The organism is Paraburkholderia sp. BR10141, from assembly GCF_056155635.1.
In genome coordinates, this window is record NZ_JBMIQH010000066.1 from 1 (window position 1) to 15837 (window position 15837).

The 15837-nt window shown below is 66.9% G+C and carries 13 protein-coding genes; 6 read left to right on the plus strand and 7 right to left on the minus strand.

Annotation, left to right across the window (positions count from 1 at the left end):
* Positions 1-93: 93 nt before the first annotated feature.
* On the minus strand, positions 94-1053 hold the full coding sequence (locus ACOJB8_RS39555; RefSeq protein WP_406952440.1) for a LysR family transcriptional regulator: 960 nt from the start codon (positions 1051-1053) through the stop codon (positions 94-96).
* A gap of 301 nt (positions 1054-1354) precedes the next feature.
* Positions 1355-2407, minus strand: a complete 1053-nt coding sequence (locus ACOJB8_RS39560; protein ID WP_069266197.1) for an NAD(P)-dependent alcohol dehydrogenase — start codon at positions 2405-2407, stop codon at positions 1355-1357.
* Positions 2408-2598: 191 nt separating this feature from the next.
* Between ACOJB8_RS39560 and ACOJB8_RS39565 the strand changes: the two genes are divergently transcribed.
* The 3 genes from ACOJB8_RS39565 to ACOJB8_RS39575 all read left to right on the plus strand — a co-directional run bounded on the left by ACOJB8_RS39565 (position 2599) and on the right by ACOJB8_RS39575 (position 6847).
* Positions 2599-3579 (plus strand): AraC family transcriptional regulator, encoded by a 981-nt coding sequence (locus tag ACOJB8_RS39565; RefSeq protein ID WP_069266198.1) that lies wholly within the window; start codon positions 2599-2601, stop codon positions 3577-3579.
* 66 nt (positions 3580-3645) lie between these two features.
* Positions 3646-4578, plus strand: coding sequence for an NAD(P)-dependent oxidoreductase (locus tag ACOJB8_RS39570; protein WP_475017648.1), 933 nt, complete (start codon positions 3646-3648; stop codon positions 4576-4578).
* 220 nt (positions 4579-4798) lie between these two features.
* Positions 4799-6847, plus strand: a complete 2049-nt coding sequence (locus ACOJB8_RS39575) for an EAL domain-containing protein (RefSeq protein WP_342946606.1) — start codon at positions 4799-4801, stop codon at positions 6845-6847.
* 7 nt (positions 6848-6854) lie between these two features.
* Here the strand turns inward: ACOJB8_RS39575 and ACOJB8_RS39580 are convergent, their stop codons facing one another.
* Positions 6855-6998, minus strand: coding sequence for a hypothetical protein (locus ACOJB8_RS39580; RefSeq protein WP_475017650.1), 144 nt, complete (start codon positions 6996-6998; stop codon positions 6855-6857).
* 6 nt (positions 6999-7004) lie between these two features.
* Positions 7005-9557 carry an adenosylcobalamin-dependent ribonucleoside-diphosphate reductase gene (locus tag ACOJB8_RS39585; RefSeq protein ID WP_475017652.1) on the minus strand — a complete coding sequence of 851 codons (2553 nt, stop codon included), beginning with the start codon at positions 9555-9557 and terminating at the stop codon, positions 7005-7007.
* A 234-nt stretch (positions 9558-9791) separates the two neighbouring features.
* Here ACOJB8_RS39585 and ACOJB8_RS39590 point away from each other — a divergent pair, with 234 nt between their 5' ends.
* Complete coding sequence (locus ACOJB8_RS39590) at positions 9792-10283, plus strand: thioesterase family protein (protein ID WP_475017655.1); 492 nt, start codon at positions 9792-9794, stop codon at positions 10281-10283.
* 23 nt (positions 10284-10306) lie between these two features.
* Here ACOJB8_RS39590 and ACOJB8_RS39595 read toward each other — a convergent pair whose 3' ends face one another.
* Positions 10307-10606 (minus strand): DUF3331 domain-containing protein, encoded by a 300-nt coding sequence (locus ACOJB8_RS39595; RefSeq protein ID WP_069266348.1) that lies wholly within the window; start codon positions 10604-10606, stop codon positions 10307-10309.
* A 382-nt stretch (positions 10607-10988) separates the two neighbouring features.
* Between ACOJB8_RS39595 and ACOJB8_RS39600 the strand changes: the two genes are divergently transcribed.
* On the plus strand, positions 10989-12056 hold the full coding sequence (locus ACOJB8_RS39600; RefSeq protein ID WP_069266203.1) for an AI-2E family transporter: 1068 nt from the start codon (positions 10989-10991) through the stop codon (positions 12054-12056).
* 36 nt (positions 12057-12092) lie between these two features.
* Here ACOJB8_RS39600 and ACOJB8_RS39605 read toward each other — a convergent pair whose 3' ends face one another.
* Together ACOJB8_RS39605 and ACOJB8_RS39610 are read right to left on the minus strand one after the other, a co-directional pair.
* Positions 12093-12947, minus strand: coding sequence for an alpha/beta hydrolase (locus ACOJB8_RS39605; protein ID WP_342946604.1), 855 nt, complete (start codon positions 12945-12947; stop codon positions 12093-12095).
* Between the two features lie 130 nt (positions 12948-13077).
* On the minus strand, positions 13078-14175 hold the full coding sequence (locus ACOJB8_RS39610; RefSeq protein ID WP_342946603.1) for an OpgC domain-containing protein: 1098 nt from the start codon (positions 14173-14175) through the stop codon (positions 13078-13080).
* A 716-nt stretch (positions 14176-14891) separates the two neighbouring features.
* Here ACOJB8_RS39610 and ACOJB8_RS39615 point away from each other — a divergent pair.
* Positions 14892-15755: a peptidoglycan DD-metalloendopeptidase family protein gene (locus tag ACOJB8_RS39615; protein ID WP_069266205.1), complete on the plus strand. Its 864-nt coding sequence runs from the start codon at positions 14892-14894 to the stop codon at positions 15753-15755.
* Positions 15756-15837 lie beyond the last annotated feature (82 nt).

Consider the following 15837-nt stretch of genomic DNA (forward strand, 5'->3'; position numbering starts at 1 on the left):
TAGGTGCCGCCCCGCACAGGGGCAACGCATGCATACCGACGCGAAAACAAGAAAAGGCGAAAGCACGGACCCTGCTACAAAAACCGCAAACGCTCAGACCGGCGCCAACTGCAGCCCCTCCAGCAACTGCCGCACCCGCGAGAGATCGCGATTCACCGCGCCAGCATCCTCGAACAGCTCCGCGAGCCAGTCAACGAACACGCGCACACGCGGCGACAACTGTCGCGACTTCACGAACGCCACCGAAACGGGCGTAGGCAGCGGCTTCCACTGCGGCAGCACCTCGACCAACGCACCGCTGTCCAGGTACGGCTGCGCAGCGAGCAGCGGCGGCTGGATCAGCCCATAGCCCTGCAAACCGCACGTGAGGTAGGCGAACTCGTCGGAGACATGTACGAAGCCATCCACCTTCACCTTGGTCGGACTGCCCTCCACCTCGAAGTCGAACTCGAACGGGCGCCCCGTGAGCGGCGAGAGGAAGTTGACGACCGGATGCCGCGCGAGATCGTCGAGCGTTTGCGGCGCGCCGTGCCGCTCGAGGTACGCGGGGCTCGCGCAGGTCACGTGCTCCAGCACGCCGAGGCGCCGCGCCGCGAGTCCCGAATCGGGCAACTCGCCGAGCTGGATGCTGCAATCCACGCCTTCGCCGACGAGGTCGACGTTGCGCAGGCTCACGCCGATCACGAGGTCGATCTGCGGATAGCGCGCGTGGAAGGCGTCGAGCGCGGGCAGCACGATCGCATTGGCGATGAGCCCCGGCATTTCCACGCGCAAGCGCCCGCCGATCGCGCCGGGCGACTGGCGCACGCTCGCTTCGGCATCGTCGATGTCGGCGAGGATCTGCGAGGCGCGCTCGTAGTACGCGGCGCCTTCGGGCGTGAGCGAAAGGCGCCGCGTTGTGCGCACGAGCAATTGCGTGCCGAGCAGCGATTCGAGGTTTTGCATCAGCGTGGTGGCACTGGCGCGCGGCATATCGAGTGACTGCGCGGCTTTGGTGAAACTATTGGTGTCAACGATGCGCACGAACGTGCGCATCGCCTGGATGCGGTCGATCACGGGCGAGCTCCTGCAATGGGCTTGAGGCTTGAACGAAATCCGCGCTGGTGCAGCAAAAGGGTGAGCCGCGTAGCGATGAAAGCGCTTCGCGGTGCCGGCGTCTCGCGGAAAGCGACGCTCAGCGGTTAAACAGCCATGACGATTGGATGGCGGCGTATGTGACGCCGGCTCGACTACGGGAGGCCAAAAAAGAAGGCCTCGAAGGGAAAGGGCTGGCGGGCCATCCGGAACGGATGGCCCGGCGGGGCAGGGTGTTACGTCTGGATGCGCGGCGCTTGTTTGCCGCGCGGCGTGCGCGTTACTTGCGCAGCGAATCGAGGTCGATCACGAAGCGGTACTTCACATCGCTCTTGAGCATGCGCTCATAGGCGTTGTTGATGTCCTGCATCTTGATCATTTCGATATCCGACGTAATGCCATGCTTGCCGCAGAAGTCCAGCATTTCCTGGGTTTCTGCAATGCCGCCGATCAGCGAGCCCGCCAGACGGCGGCGCTTCAGGATCAGGTTGAACACTTGTGGCGACGGGTGATCGTGTTCGGGCGCGCCCACCAGCGTCATCGTGCCGTCACGGCGCAGCAGCTCGATGAACGGGTTCAGGTCGTGCTGCGCGGCCACGGTGTTCACGATCAGGTCGAAGCTGTTGGCGTGCGCCTGCATCTGCTCCGGGTCCTTCGAGATCACCACTTCGTCCGCGCCCAGGCGCTTGCCGTCTTCGATCTTCGACGGCGACGTGGTGAACAGCACCACGTGCGCGCCCATGGCATGCGCGAGCTTCACGCCCATGTGGCCGAGGCCGCCGAGACCCACGATGCCGACCTTCTTGCCGGGGCCGGCGCCCCACGTGCGCAGCGGCGAATACGTGGTGATGCCCGCGCACAGGAGCGGCGCGGCCGCGGCGGCATCGAGGTTCTCGGGTACGCGCAGCACGAACGCTTCGTCCACCACCAGCTGCGTGGAGTAGCCGCCGTAGGTGATGTCGCCGCTCACGCGGTCGGCGCCGTTATAGGTGCCGACCCAGCCGTTCTCGCAATACTGTTCGAGGCCTTCGGCGCAGCTCGGGCAGGTGCGGCAGGAGTCGACGAGACAGCCCACGCCGACGAGTTCGCCCACCTTGTACTTCGTGACACCCTTGCCGACTTCGGCCACGCGGCCGACGATCTCGTGGCCGGGCACGACCGGGTAAATCGTGTTGCGCCATTCGTCGCGCGCCTGGTGCAGGTCGGAGTGGCACACGCCGCAGAACAGCACGTCGATACGGACGTCGAGTTCGCGCATGTCACGGCGCTGGAATTCGAACGGGGCGAGCGGCGAGGCGGCGTCGCGGGCGGCGTATCCGTAGGTTGGGTACATGGGTTGGCTCTCCTCTAGTGCATGGGTGTTGCGGCAGGGTTCCCATCGTAAGGATCGGCACCCACCCAGGGAATACCTGAAGCTATCGAAGACTTGCCTGATTCTCCTGGCGCGCAGCACATCCACAGGTTCGGTGATAGATTGGCAAGCCTGTTTCTCTGCCTGACTTCATCTTTTGGGGCACAACCGATATGGGCTACGTCAAAACCCTCGCCGCGGCGGCCATCGCGCCGGCGGCCGCCACGCAGGCGCGCACGGTCGACCTGCTCATGCAAATCACGCAGCGCGACGGCGTGCACGCCACGGCGGTCGAAGGCGTGCGGCTCTACCGCGGCAGCGAAAGCCATCCGCGCCAGCCGGTCATGTACGAACCGAGCATTTTCATCGTCTGCCAGGGGCGCAAGCGCGGCTTTCTCGGCGACCAGGTGTTCATCTACGACGCCCAGCAATACCTGGTCCTCTCCGTGCCGATGCCGTTCGAGTGCGAGACCGAGGCGAGCCCCGAGAAGCCGATTCTGGCCATCTCGATCCGCGTCGATCTCACGACCGTCGCCGAACTGCTCATGGCGCTCGACGATCCGCGCCGCGCCGTGTCCGAACCGTCGGGCATCTACGCCACGCCGCTCGACGCCACGCTCTCGAACGCCGTGCTGCGCCTGCTCGAAGCGCTCGCGCAGCCATACGAGGCACGCATTCTCGGCCCCTCGATCGTGCGCGAAATCTGCTACCGCGTGCTGATGGGCGAGCAGGGCGACGCAATTCGCGCGGCGCTCACGCATCAGCATCACTTCGGGCGGATCGCGAAGGCGCTGCGGCGCATTCACACCGACTACCGCGGCGACCTCGACGTCGAAACGCTCGCCTCCGAGGCGGGCATGAGCCTTGCCGTCTTTCATGCGCACTTCAAGGCCGTCACCTCGACGTCGCCCATGCAGTACGTGAAGACCACGCGCCTGCACCATGCGCGGCTCCTGATCACGCACGACGGTCTGACCGTGAGCGCGGCGGCCACGCGCGTGGGCTATGAAAGCGCGTCGCAGTTCAGCCGCGAATTCAAGCGCCTCTTCGGCATGAGCCCGGCCGACCAGATGCGCCGCGCGCGCGACGCCGCAGCCGCCGCGGCCGCGCCGCGCGTCGAGGTGTTGCCGCCGCGTTATGTGACGGCCGTGTGAAGTCCACGCGCGGGCGTGCGGTATTCGATTCGCATATCGAAACATTGACGGAAGGGTGACACGACGATGAAGCCATGCCTGCTGGTCCTGATACTGCTTCCCGCTGAAGACCTCGCCGGGTTTGGCGAACAGTTCGACGTGATCTACGCGCCCGATGCCGATGCGCGCGCCAAAGCGGTCGCGGAACGTGGCAAGGACGTGCACGTGGTGCTCACCAACGGCACGACGGGTCTCACCGCCGACGAGATCGACCGCATGCCCGCGCTCGAACTGGCGGGCGCACTTGGCGCGGGCTACGAAAATATCGCGCTCGACCGTGCACGCGAGCGTGGCATCGCGCTGTGCAACGGCGCGGGCGTCAATGCCGACTGCGTGGCCGACCACGCGCTCGCGCTGCTGCTCGCGGCCGTGCGCGCCGTGCCGCAGTTCGACGCCGCGTGCCGCACCGGCGTCTGGCGCGACGCGCTGCCCATGCGTCCCACGGTAACGGGGCGGCGGCTCGGCATTGTCGGCTACGGTCATATCGGCGAGAAGGTTGCGAAGCGCGCGGCGGGCTTCGGCATGGAACTCGGCTATCACAACCGAAAGCCGCGCGAGGGCGCTCAGGCGCGCTACTTCGAGAGCGTGATGGCGCTCGCGCAATGGAGTGACTTTCTCGTGATCGCGACGCCGGGCGGCGCGCAAACGAAGCATCTGATCGATCGCGCCGTAATCGATGCGCTGGGGCCGCAGGGTTTTCTCGTCAACGTGTCGCGCGGCAGCGTGGTCGATACGGCCGCACTCGCCCTCGCGCTGAAGGCGGGGGCGCTGGGCGGCGCGGGGCTCGACGTCTACGAGGGCGAGCCGCAGCCGCCCGCTGCGCTCATCGGGTTAGACAACATCGTGCTCACGCCGCACGTGGCCGGCGCGTCGCCCGACGTGCGCACCGCCACGGTGCGCCATTTCGCCGAAAACGCGGCGCGGCACTTCGCGGGCGAGGCGTTGCTCACGCCGCTTTGAGGGCGGACGTTGGGCGCTTTTAGCGCCCGCTTGCGCCGCCTTGTGTATGCCATCGTGCGCGGACGCCTGCGGCGCATGACGTATCATTCCTTCTGTGCGAGCCACAATCGCTGTTCGAGCGGCCGCTAATGACCACTATGGCCATGAACGTGGCGCGACATCCTGCCCGATTTGCAGATCCGGGCCGTGACGCCAGGGCGGTGATATCGAAGGCTCAAAAATGAAAACGCTGATTGGCGCGCTACACGAGCACGCGGCCCACGTGGTCAACCGCTTCTACGAGGAGCTGGGCCGCTTGCCCAAATCCCGCCGCATCCTCGAAATGCTTTCGGGTGCGGAACTCGCGCACCTCAAGGCGCGGCAGATCCAGAATCTGCTTGCCCTCGCCAGTCTCGGGCCGACCTCGCGCGAGCATGAGGACATGGCGCAGCGCATCGGCCGCATTCATGCCATTGTCGGGCTCGACAAGGAAGAACTCGTGCGCAGCCGCGGCATTCTTCAGGAACTGATCTACGCGGACGTCGGCCGCACGGTGAGCACGCAACAACTCTCGCTCTACGCGCGCCGTCTGACCGCCGACCTCGCGTGGCAGCTCAAGGCGTATCAGGCCGTCCAGGACTCGCAGCAGGAGGCGCTGTTGCGCATCACGCGTCTTGTCTGGGAGGCAGGCAGCTACACGAATTTCATCGACCAGGTCATTGCCGCGCTGGCGGAGCATGACGAAGTGAGCGCCTGCACCATCGGACGTCCTGACGAAGCGGGTATTTTTCACTTCGAGGCTGGCGCGGGCGGCAAGACGCAAGGCGGCATGCTCAACGTGCTTGCCGCGCACGATCGGGAAATCAGCGTGCGCGCCGATCATCCGCAAGGGCAGGGCGCCATTGGGCGTGCGTGGCGCAGCGGCAAGCCCGAGCGCGTCATCAACTATCAGACGGATCCGCTCGTCGCGCCGTGGCGCGATCTCGCGGCGCGCGAGGGCGTGCGCTCTTCGGTGTCGATTCCGCTGGCCGCGCCCGGGCAGCCGCCGCTCGCCGTGTTGAGTCTGTATAGCGCGTTTCCGGGCGGCTTCGTCGGGCCCGATCAGGTGGCCTTCGTCGATTTGCTGCAAACGCTGCTCGGCTGCGCCGCGACGCGCATCGCCGGCAACGACGGCCTGAGCGCCGCGGTGCCGGTGAGCGTGCGCCAGCATTGGGCGGCGCTCGTGCGTACCGGCGCGCTGGAAATGCACTATCAGCCGCTGCTCAGCCTCGCCACGGGCAAGGCGACCAAGGTCGAAGCGCTGGCGCGTCTGCGCGACGGCGAGCGCCTGCTCGTGCCCGACGTGTTTCTCTCGGCACTCTCTTCCGACGATCTGCTCGCACTCTTCGCACGCGGCATCGAGCAGGCGCTCGCCGACCGCGCACGCTGGTACGCCCAGGGCCGCGATCTCGACGTCTCGATCAACCTGCCGCCGGCGGCGCTCAACGACATCCGCTATTTCGAGGCCGCCCGCACCGCGCTGGCCGCGCACCGTTGCCCGGCTGAGCGGCTCACGCTGGAAGTTCTGGAGAACGAAGCACTGTCGCTGAGCCAGGGACAGCGCGCCATTCTCGCGAAGTTCCGCGAGCTGGGCGTGCTGCTCGCGCAGGACGATCTTGGCGCGGGGCATAGTGGCCTCACGCGACTGCGGGAATTGCCCTTCGACTGGATCAAGCTCGACCGCGAGATGGTGAAGGTGAGCGGCGGCGACGCGCTCAGTACGCTGCGCGTGATCTATCAGTTGACGCGCCTCGGCCATTCGCTGGGCAGGCGCGTGCTTGCCGAAGGCATCGATACGCTCGACCTCCTTCGCGCGCTCGCCATTCTCGGCGTGGACGGCGCGCAGGGCTATGGCATCGCGAAGCCGATGGAAGGCGCACGTCTCATCGAATGGCTCGACACGACGCCGGCCTTCGCCGCGACCGCGAACGTCGAAAGCGGCGCTGGAACGGAAGGCCTCCTGGCGCGGCTCGCCCGCTTCGTGATCTGGGAAGAGCGCATGCTCATGATCGCGGCGGTGCCCGAAGCGGCGCAAGACCTCTTGCGCGCCTTGACGCGCGAAGAGGGCGAGGGCGGCAGCACGCCGCTCGCGCAGTCGCTGACGGGCTTCGGCGATATTCTGCCCGCCGGCGCGCGACGCGACGCGTTGCATCGGGAGGTGGTGGGCGCACTGCTGACCGAAGGCCCGAACAGCGAAGCGTGGCGCGTTGCGCTGAACGGGCTGATAGCGGCGATTACGGCGGCCGTCTAGCAGAGCGTTAGTCCTGCAACGCGATCGCCACATCGCCTTGCGTGGCCGACGACTGCTTGCGCTGCAGCACCGCGATACACACGAGGGAAATGGCCGCAGGCGCGCTGTAGAACAGCGCCAGCGGCCACCACGCCGCCCCGGACTTGAGCACCAGCCCTCAACCGCAGGTCCCGATCTCGCCGCACGCCGTGCAGAAGTCGCACCCGTCTTTGCGGATCACCGCATTCGCCCCGCACGATCCGCACTTGCGGCCGAGCATCGCGTGAGCAAAGGCATGCTGGGTATCGGCGGGCAGCGCGTTATCGCCGTCCAGCACCTGGTCGCCGGGGTGCTCCGCGCCGGCCCGCGCGTTGCCGGTGAACTGCGCGGCCAACGCACCGTCACGCCGCTGCGCGAGCAGCCGTGATGGCACTTGCCGTCCCTCGGCATCGAGAAAGCCGCGCCGATGCAGGATCTGCTGGATTGCGTAGGCGATGGCCGCGACCTCGGAGTCGTGCCACAGCGGAATGCGCCGGCCGTCCAGACGCTGCGTCTCGCCATACCGCACCTGGCCGCGATCCCACGACACCTTGCGCAAATCCTGCAGATTGCGCGCAACGAAGCCGCCTCGCGCCGCGAGCGAGAGCGAACGCATGGTCGCCGTGATCCATTGCTGCTGCTCGTCGCGCTGGCCCACGGGGATGAAGAATTCGATGGGCCGCTCGATGGTCACGGCTTCGCCGCCCACCTGGCCCGTCACTTCGAGAAACGACACCGCCACGTAGAGCGACACCTTGCCCGTCTGCGTGATGTATTCGATCTTCTCGATCACGGCGGGCAGCTCGCCCTTGGGCCGGTGGTCGATCGCCACGCGCAGCGGGTCGAGCAGGGCGTCGCCGAGCGCATCGTCGGCCGTTGCCGCCGCTTCGGGAGGCAGCGTCTGCAGCACCGCGCCGAGCGTCTCGTTCGGGCGGTAAGTCGCGAGTCCCTTGAGGCCGCGACGCCATGCGTCGAGATAGAGATTTTCGAAATCTTCGAACGGATAGTCGGCGGGGACGTTGACGGTCTTCGAGATCGACGTGTCGACGTACGGCTGCACGGCCGCCATCATCGCCACGTGTTCCTGTGCGCTCATTTCCAGCGCGCTCACGAAGTACGGGGGCAGTGCGCTCACGTCGCCTCCGAGTTCGCGGAATACACGCCACGCGTGGTCTTCGACATTGAACGTTTCGCGGCTGCCGTCTGCCATGCGGCGTGTGCGCTGGTAGGTCCACGAGAACGCGGGCTCGATGCCGTTCGAGACATTGTCGGCGAACGCGAGGCTCACCGTGCCGGTGGGCGCGATGGAAAGCAGATGGCTGTTGCGGATGCCGTGCGCGCGGATCTCGGCCTTGAGGTCGTCGGGCAGGCGCGAGGCGAAGGTGCCTTCTTCGAGGTATGACTTCGCGTCGAAGAGCGCAAACGCGCCGCGCTCGCGGGCAAGCTCGACGGAGGCGCGATAGGCCGCGTCGCGCATCGTGCGCCCCACGCGCGCGCCGAATTCGCAGCCTTCGGGCGAGTTGTAGCGGATGCCGAGCATCACGAGCGTGTCGCCGAGCCCCGTGAAGCCCACGCCGATACGCCGCTTGGCCGCCGCCTCCGCCTGCTGCTCGGGCAGCGGCCAGAGCGTGGCGTCGAGCACGTCGTCGAGAAAGCGCACCTGGGTGCCCGTGCGCTCGGCGAGTTGATTCCAGTCGAAATCTGCCTTGCCGCCGCGCATTTGGGCGAACGGGTCGATCACGAAGCGGGTGAGGTCGAGCGGTCCGAGGTTGCAGCAACCGTACGCGGGTAGCGGCTGCTCGCCGCACGGATTGGTCGCGCGGATCGATTCGAGCGCGCGCAGGTTGTTGTCCTCGTTCATGCGCGAGATGAACACCACGCCCGGCTCGGCCACGTCGTAGGTCGAACGCATGATCGCGTCCCATAGCGCGCGGGCGCGCGTTTCGGCGTAGACCCACAGGCCGTCGTCGCGGCGCCGCAGGTCGCCCGAGGCGCGCAACGCGGGCGAGGGCTCGGCGTGATGCACGAGCTGCCAGGGCGCGTCGTTTTCCACGGCGCGCATGAATTCGTCGGTCACCGCGACCGACACGTTGAAGTTGTTCCAGCGCCCCTTCGAATGCTTGGCCTCGATGAATTCGGGCAGGTCGGGGTGATCGCAGTCGAGCACGGCCATCTGCGCGCCGCGACGTGCGCCCGCGCTTTCCACGGTGCGGCACGAGGCGTCGAACACGTCGATGTAGCTGCACGGGCCCGATGCGCTCGACCCTGTCGACTTCACGTGTGCGCCGTGCGGCCGGATCGCCGAGAAGTTGTAGCCCACGCCGCCGCCGCGCCGCATGGTTTCGGCGGCCTGCAGCAGGGCGACGTAGATGCCGGGGCGGCCTTCGTCGTCCACGCCCTGGATGCTGTCGCCGACCGGCTGCACGAAGCAGTTGATCAGCGTGGCTTCGATGCCGGCGCCCGCCGCGCTCATGATCCGCCCCGCACCCAGCGCGCCATTGCGCAGGTTGTCGACGAAACGCGCCTCGACCTCGGCGCGCAGCGCAGGCGGCTCGACCTGCGCGACGCCGCGCGCCACGCGGCGGTAGATGTCGTCGGCGGTCTGCTCGTCGCCTTTGGCGTACTTCTCGAGCATCACGTCGAGCGAGAACTGCTGCGGGGGAAACGGAAGCGGGGGCGTGTTTTCTGCCATGACCGGACCTCGCGTAGCGCCGCGCGGGAGCGGCAGTTGAAGGGCGTTCGAAGGGCGGCGGCTGGGCCGCGACCGTTCAACCTTACCCCAGCGGCGCGCGGCGTGCACGGTGGCGCGAGCGCGCATGCGGCGGCGCCGGAGCATGCCGGTGTCGCGGCGGACGAGGCGTGTCTGCGGTTACACTGCTCCCGCCTGCACGCGGGCACCAAATATGGAGACGGGAGAGGAGACTGGATGACGAACGAAACGGCGCCCGTGGTCTACCGCGACACGGTGCGCGCGGAGTGGGTCGATTACAACGGCCACTTGCGCGATGCGTTCTACATGCTGATCTACAGCTACGCGACCGACGCGCTGCTCGACGCCATCGGGCTCGACGCGGCGGCGCGCGAGGCGCGCGGGCGGTCGATGTACACGCTGGAGGCGCACCTGAACTATCTCCACGAGATCAAGGAGGGCGCGCAGGTGCGCGTCGACGTCCGGGTGATGGAGCACGACGCGAAACGCGTGCGCCTGTATCTGGAAATGTTCGCGGCCGATCTTGACGATGCGCTCGCCTCGCCCGTCTCGGCGAGCGAGCAGTTGCTCCTGCACGTGGACCGCTCGGGCCCGCGCGCGGCGCCGTTCGACGCCGATGTGCTCGCGCGCGTGGCAGCGTTGAGCGCCGCCTCGGCGGGCTTCGCGCCGCGCCATGCCGCGCGGGCCATTTCGCTCGCGCCTCGCTGAGGCCGCGGCAGACGTCGCCGCGCTTACTTCGGCAGTTCCGCGCCGATGAGGGCGCCGAACACTTCGGCGGCGATCATGACGGAGGCGTTGAGCGGCGCGGGACGTTCGGCCGGCTTGAAGACGGCGTCGCCCCGGCGGATCTTGCGGCGCGACACCGCGCAGGTGCCCGACGAATGCGCCGAGCGGCGGCGCCAGCGCTGTTCGCCATAATGGCAGCGACCGGGTTCGACCCAGCGGATCACCAGCGCCGTATCCGTCTGCTCGAGTATTTCGATACGCTCACCGTTGGCTCCGTCAAGCGAGAGGCACGCTTTTTTCTTCATTGTCGGCTCCGTAAGTGTGGTGCCGCGAATGTAGTCCTGCGCGCTGACAAGTGCCATTCTGTCGCCGTTGAAACACCATTCCATTATCAGCAACAATCGCCCTGCGACACGTTGCGATTCACGAAGGAATGGGGGTTTGCGCGGATTTGGGGTCGACATCTCGAATTTGTGCAACGCACTGTTGTGCGTGGCGCGACATCGAGGGGCCCGAAAACGGGCGCCTGGAGGGCGTTCCAGGATAGGGACGGAACGACTGGGGCGGATTGGGATCTGAGGGAAGACCGGCACGGATGGATCGATTTTCTGCACCGCGCTGGCGGGTGGCACCGCACCTGCGCACCCACGAAACCGGCCAGCTGTTTTTGAATTTTCAAGAGGTTACATGATTCATCGTCCGCCTGCTCCGAACTCCGCAAACGAGCAAAAAATCCAGCGCGCCGCCTCTGCGGTGCTGTACGCCACGCTCGTGTTGCTGGCGCTGTGGATCGTGCGCGAGTTCGTGCCCGCCGTGGCCTGGGCGAGCGTTTTTGCCATCGTGCTGTGGCCGACCTATCAGGCGATCGAGCGACGCGCCCCGTTCAAGGGCCGCAAGACGCTGATCGCCACGCTGCTCACTGCCGCGATCGGCCTGCTCGTGCTGCTGCCGATCGCCGTCACGGCCATTCAGGCGGGCGGTGAGGCCCACGAGCTTTACCTGTGGCTGCGCGACGCCCAGGAGAACGGCGTGCCGGTGCCCGACTTCGTTTCACATTTACCGGTCGGCAGCCGTCAGGTGAGCGACTGGTGGCAGGCCAATCTCGCCCAGCCACTCAAGGCTTCGCCGGCGATGAAGAGCCTGCACGGCGACACCATCACCTCGTTCGGCCGCCACTTCGGTGCGCGCGCCGCCCACGCCACGATGACGTTCGGCTTCATGCTCGTCACGCTGTTCGTGATCTTCCGGGCCGGCCCGCGTCTTTCGGCAACGGTGATGCGCGGTGCGCGCCGCGCCTTCGGCGCCGACGGCGCGCAACTCCTGCAGCGCATGGCTGCCGCCGTGCGCGCCACGGTCACGGGGCTCGTGGTCGTGGGGCTGGGCGAGGGCGTGCTGCTGACCGCCGCCTATATCGCGACCGGCGTGCCGCATGCAGCGCTGCTGGGCACGGTCACCGCCATCGCGGCTATGCTGCCGTTTTGCGCACCGATCGTGTTCGGCGGCGCGGCGCTGTGGCTCGTCATCCAGGGCTCGCTGATCGCGGCGGCGGCGCTCGCGATATGGGGATTCGTGGTGGTGTTCGTCGCCGAGCATTTCGTGCGGCCCGTGCTGATCGGCAATTCCACGCGTTTGCCTTTTCTGCTCGTGCTGTTCGGCATTCTGGGCGGGGCGACGACCTTCGGGCTGATCGGCATCTTCATCGGCCCGGCGCTCATGACCGTGCTGATGGTGCTTTGGGTGAACTGGGCGGAGTGATGCTCAGTTCAGGGCGAGGCGCGCCTCGTGCCTTGCTCAACGGAAGCAGGCGAGCGTGTACTTGAGCGCGGCGGGCAGCAGCTCGCGCCACACAGGCCACACGTGGCCGCCGTCCACGATGCGCAGCGCCGCCGTATTGCCGGCCTCGCGCAGCCGCGTGTAGAGCAGCGACGACTCGGCCTGGATCACGAGGTCGTCGTCGCCGGCCGCGATGAAGAACGGCACGCGCCGGGGCTGCGCGAAGTACGGCTTCCAGAGCGCCGGATAGTTGAGCGTGCGCCAGATCTGCGCATCGAACTGATGATCGCCGAACACGCCCACGTGACGTGCCGCCGAACTGGGCGGCGGGTCGCCCGCATAGACCGCCGGGGACAGCAGCAACGCGCCGCAGAACATGTCGGGGTGCTCCAGCGTGTAGCGCAGCGCGCCGAACCCGCCCATCGAGACACCGCCGATCGCGCGGCCGTCGCGCGCGTCGTCCACCGCGAAGTGCGCCTCGATCTCGGGCAGCAGATCCTGGAAGAACGCCGTCTCCATCCTCTCCTTTCGGTCGACGTACCAGTCGGTGCCGCCCTGCGGCATCACGATCACCACGGGCGGGATCTCGTGACGGGCGATTAGCGTGTCGGCGGTGGTCTGGAGCTGGCCTTGCGTGACCCAGTCCATCGGCTCGCCGTTGTTGCCGTGCAGGAGATAGAGCACCGGGTAGCGGTGCTGGTCGGCGCGATAGCCGTTCGGCAGGTACACCACGTATGGCCAGTCGCGGTTGAGCGCCTCGGCGTGGAACGTGCGGACCACGACGGTGCTCGCCGCGGCCGGCGCCGCGGGCGTGGCGAACGCCGCGCAGGAGAGAGCGAGCGGGAGCAGCGCGGTGCGAAGGAGTCTGCGCATGGCAGGGACATCGAGAGCGGTGGCGCGCGGGCGGGCGCGGGGTCATCATGCTAGCAGCCGCTCATGCGTGCCGGAAGCCGTGATGATCGGTTCGCCGACGCGCAGTGCATGGCCTGTGCGCCGCGTCGTTTCAGGCGGAAGCTTTGGCGCGCGAGGGCAGCAGCCGCTTGAGCGGGTCGGACGCACGCGCGACGAGCAGCAGCGCGGTGATCGCGACGGCGTCTGCGCAGAGGCCGAGCGGCACGTTCAGATAGCCGTCGGTGTACCAGTAGAGCACCGAGTCGACCGTGAGCGAAATGACGGCGCCGGCCACGAACGAGAGCATCCCCTTGCGACCGACGAGGCCCACCCAGGGCAGCGCATGCGCCACGCGCTTCGCCCAGCCGAAGCGGATGACATGCGCCGTGAGCCACGCGATGCCGAGGAAGTTGAGCACGCGAAACCATGCGAGGTTGCGCTTGAAGTCGCCGTCGAGCGCGACGTTGCCGAGTTGCAGGCGATAGATCGCGGCACCCGCCACGACGGCGAGTGCGGCGAGGGTCACGAGCGTGCCGAGACGATGGGCAGTCACGCGCTGGAACACGGGTTGCGCCTGCGCGATCACGCCGAGCACGAACATCAGCTGCCAGCCGAACGGGTTGAAGTCCCATTGCACGTCCTCGACGTGCGGCAGCCACGGTGCCAGGTGCGGCGCGACGCCCCAGAGCACGAGGCTCACGGCCAGCAGCAGCCACGGCCGCGTGCGCGCAAGCGGCAATGCGAGCGGGGCGGCGAGGGCGAACCAGGCATACATCGGCAGCACGCCGGCCAGATACGGCTGGCGGCGCAACAGCACGATGTCGCGCAAAGCGGCGGCAGGCGCGAGCGTGAGATCGTCGAGATCGGTGGTGGCGAGGTTGGGCGCATCCACGTTGCACGCCACGAGAATCGCCGTGACGAGCAGCATCAACAGCGCCGTCACGACGAACGCGCGGTAGATCTCGAATGCGCGCTTGATGAAACGCTGCCGCGCCGCGGCCTCGGTGCGGCGTGCGCACAGCGTGGCCCACGCGGTGGCCGTGGCGAAGCCGCCGAGGAAGACGAAGACCTCGGCCGCGTCGCACAGCGCGTAGGCGTGGAGCGTGACGCGCGAGACGATGCTGCCGCCGATGTGATCGACGACGATGATGAGCAGAACGAGGCCGCGGAAGAAATCGAGTTCGACTAGACGGTTGGATGACTTTGGCATGTTGGGGCAGCAGGCCGGGCCGGTATGAGGCGCATGAAGCAGCCGATGATGCAAAACGGGCCGGGCGGGCAGATGCTGGAAGTACCTGGCTAAAAATCGGGAAATCAGGAATTCGGGCGACGTTCGCGGCGCGCCTCGCGCCGGGAACCGGGAAGTGGCCACCAGGGCGGCCGCACGACAAACGCAGGAAAAGACCTGAAGAATACGCGAGGGTTCCCGCCGAATGCGGGTTTACGTTGACACCGCCGATGTTAGCGTAATTTCAAATAGCTTTCAGTGGGCGCGGCCACTGCGCTGTTCAAGTTTCTGGGACGTGTGCCGATAAGGCAGGGGATGGGGCACGATCATGCAGGTGCACCAAACGCCGCCCTGACGCGGGTTTGGGCGATTTACTCTGGCCCTTTGCCAATGCGCTGCTGAGCAAGAATTCGGCTAATTAACATTTGTTTCAAAGTGTTCTCCCTGGGCTGATTTCGTGGAGTTGCGCTTTACAATGCCGGATCGAATTTGAGATGGCACGCTCGTTCGTTAATGGGGCGATCGCGTGCGTTGAATGTTTATGGTTCGAGATGTCGTCGGTTTAGACGCAGATCGACGCAGCCCGGCGCAGGCGAGCCGGCACGCCATGAGGGACGGGAGCGCGGCATACGCGGCAGACCGTCCGGGGCAGCCATTCGCTGCATCGCACGGCTGCAGGCACCGCAGGAGAGAGGGTTATGTTTGAAGACGATCGTATCGGTCAGCGCGGCCTCAAAGGGTTCTGGGCCGCGTTGGGATTGGCAGCCCTGTTGGGGGGCTGCGCCAACATGAATCAGCAGCAGCCGCAGCAACAACCGCAGCCTGACACGGCGGCAGCGGCGACCCCGGCCTCCGACGCAGCGAGCGCCGACGCCAGCAGCGCACAACAAGCGACGAGTGCGCCCGTCACGCGCGTCGTCACCAAAACGACCTACGTGCGCGTGCGCCGCGGTGACACGCTTCAGCGCATCGCGCAAAAGCACAGTGTGTCGGTCAAGGATCTGGCCACCTGGAATCACCTGAAGCCGAACGCTCACCTGCGCGCAGGCCAGTCGATCAAGCTGGTTTCAAAGCAGACGATCACCGTCCAGGTCGCCGCGCCGCAAGCAGGCGGAGCGACGGCGAATGCCAGCCCGAACGCAGCTGGAAACCGCCAGGTTGCGGCCGAAGTGGCACGCCATTCGAACAGCGTCGCACTCGTGTGGCCGGCGCATGGCCGTGTGGTCGAACCGTTCGCGCCGGGCACGACGCGCGGCATCGAGATCGCGGGCAAGGCCGGCGACCCCGTGCTCGCCGCCGCCGACGGCAAGGTCATGTATGCGGGCACGGGCCTGAACGAATACGGCAGCCTGATCATCGTCCAGCACAACAAGGACTTCCTCACGGCTTACTCGCACAATCGCCGTCTGCTCGTGAAGACCGGTGACACGGTGCATCAGGGCCAGCAGATCGCCGAGATGGGTAGCGAGAACAACGACCGCGTGGCGGTGTTGTTCGAGGTGCGCCGCGATGGGAAGCCAGTGGACCCGATGCCCTATTTGCCTTCTTCTCCGCAGGGCTGAGCGTCCCACCTGTGCGGCGAGAAAAACAAAATCTATGGTCACCCCCGTTTTTGCAACCTTGATCGTTGACGTTGTGGTTGGC

What these genes read in the sequence shown, in the direction of transcription:
- ACOJB8_RS39570 (WP_475017648.1), top strand. Translation starts at nt 3,646, where the DNA reads ATGAAGCCATGCCTGCTGGTCCTGATACTGCTTCCCGCTGAAGACCTC.
- ACOJB8_RS39595 (WP_069266348.1), bottom strand. Translation starts at nt 10,606, where the DNA reads ATGAAGAAAAAAGCGTGCCTCTCGCTTGACGGAGCCAACGGTGAGCGT.
- ACOJB8_RS39560 (WP_069266197.1), bottom strand. Translation starts at nt 2,407, where the DNA reads ATGTACCCAACCTACGGATACGCCGCCCGCGACGCCGCCTCGCCGCTC.
- ACOJB8_RS39585 (WP_475017652.1), bottom strand. Translation starts at nt 9,557, where the DNA reads ATGGCAGAAAACACGCCCCCGCTTCCGTTTCCCCCGCAGCAGTTCTCG.
- ACOJB8_RS39590 (WP_475017655.1), top strand. Translation starts at nt 9,792, where the DNA reads ATGACGAACGAAACGGCGCCCGTGGTCTACCGCGACACGGTGCGCGCG.
- ACOJB8_RS39615 (WP_069266205.1), top strand. Translation starts at nt 14,892, where the DNA reads ATGTTTGAAGACGATCGTATCGGTCAGCGCGGCCTCAAAGGGTTCTGG.
- ACOJB8_RS39605 (WP_342946604.1), bottom strand. Translation starts at nt 12,947, where the DNA reads ATGCGCAGACTCCTTCGCACCGCGCTGCTCCCGCTCGCTCTCTCCTGC.
- ACOJB8_RS39610 (WP_342946603.1), bottom strand. Translation starts at nt 14,175, where the DNA reads ATGCCAAAGTCATCCAACCGTCTAGTCGAACTCGATTTCTTCCGCGGC.
- ACOJB8_RS39600 (WP_069266203.1), top strand. Translation starts at nt 10,989, where the DNA reads ATGATTCATCGTCCGCCTGCTCCGAACTCCGCAAACGAGCAAAAAATC.
- ACOJB8_RS39575 (WP_342946606.1), top strand. Translation starts at nt 4,799, where the DNA reads ATGAAAACGCTGATTGGCGCGCTACACGAGCACGCGGCCCACGTGGTC.
- ACOJB8_RS39565 (WP_069266198.1), top strand. Translation starts at nt 2,599, where the DNA reads ATGGGCTACGTCAAAACCCTCGCCGCGGCGGCCATCGCGCCGGCGGCC.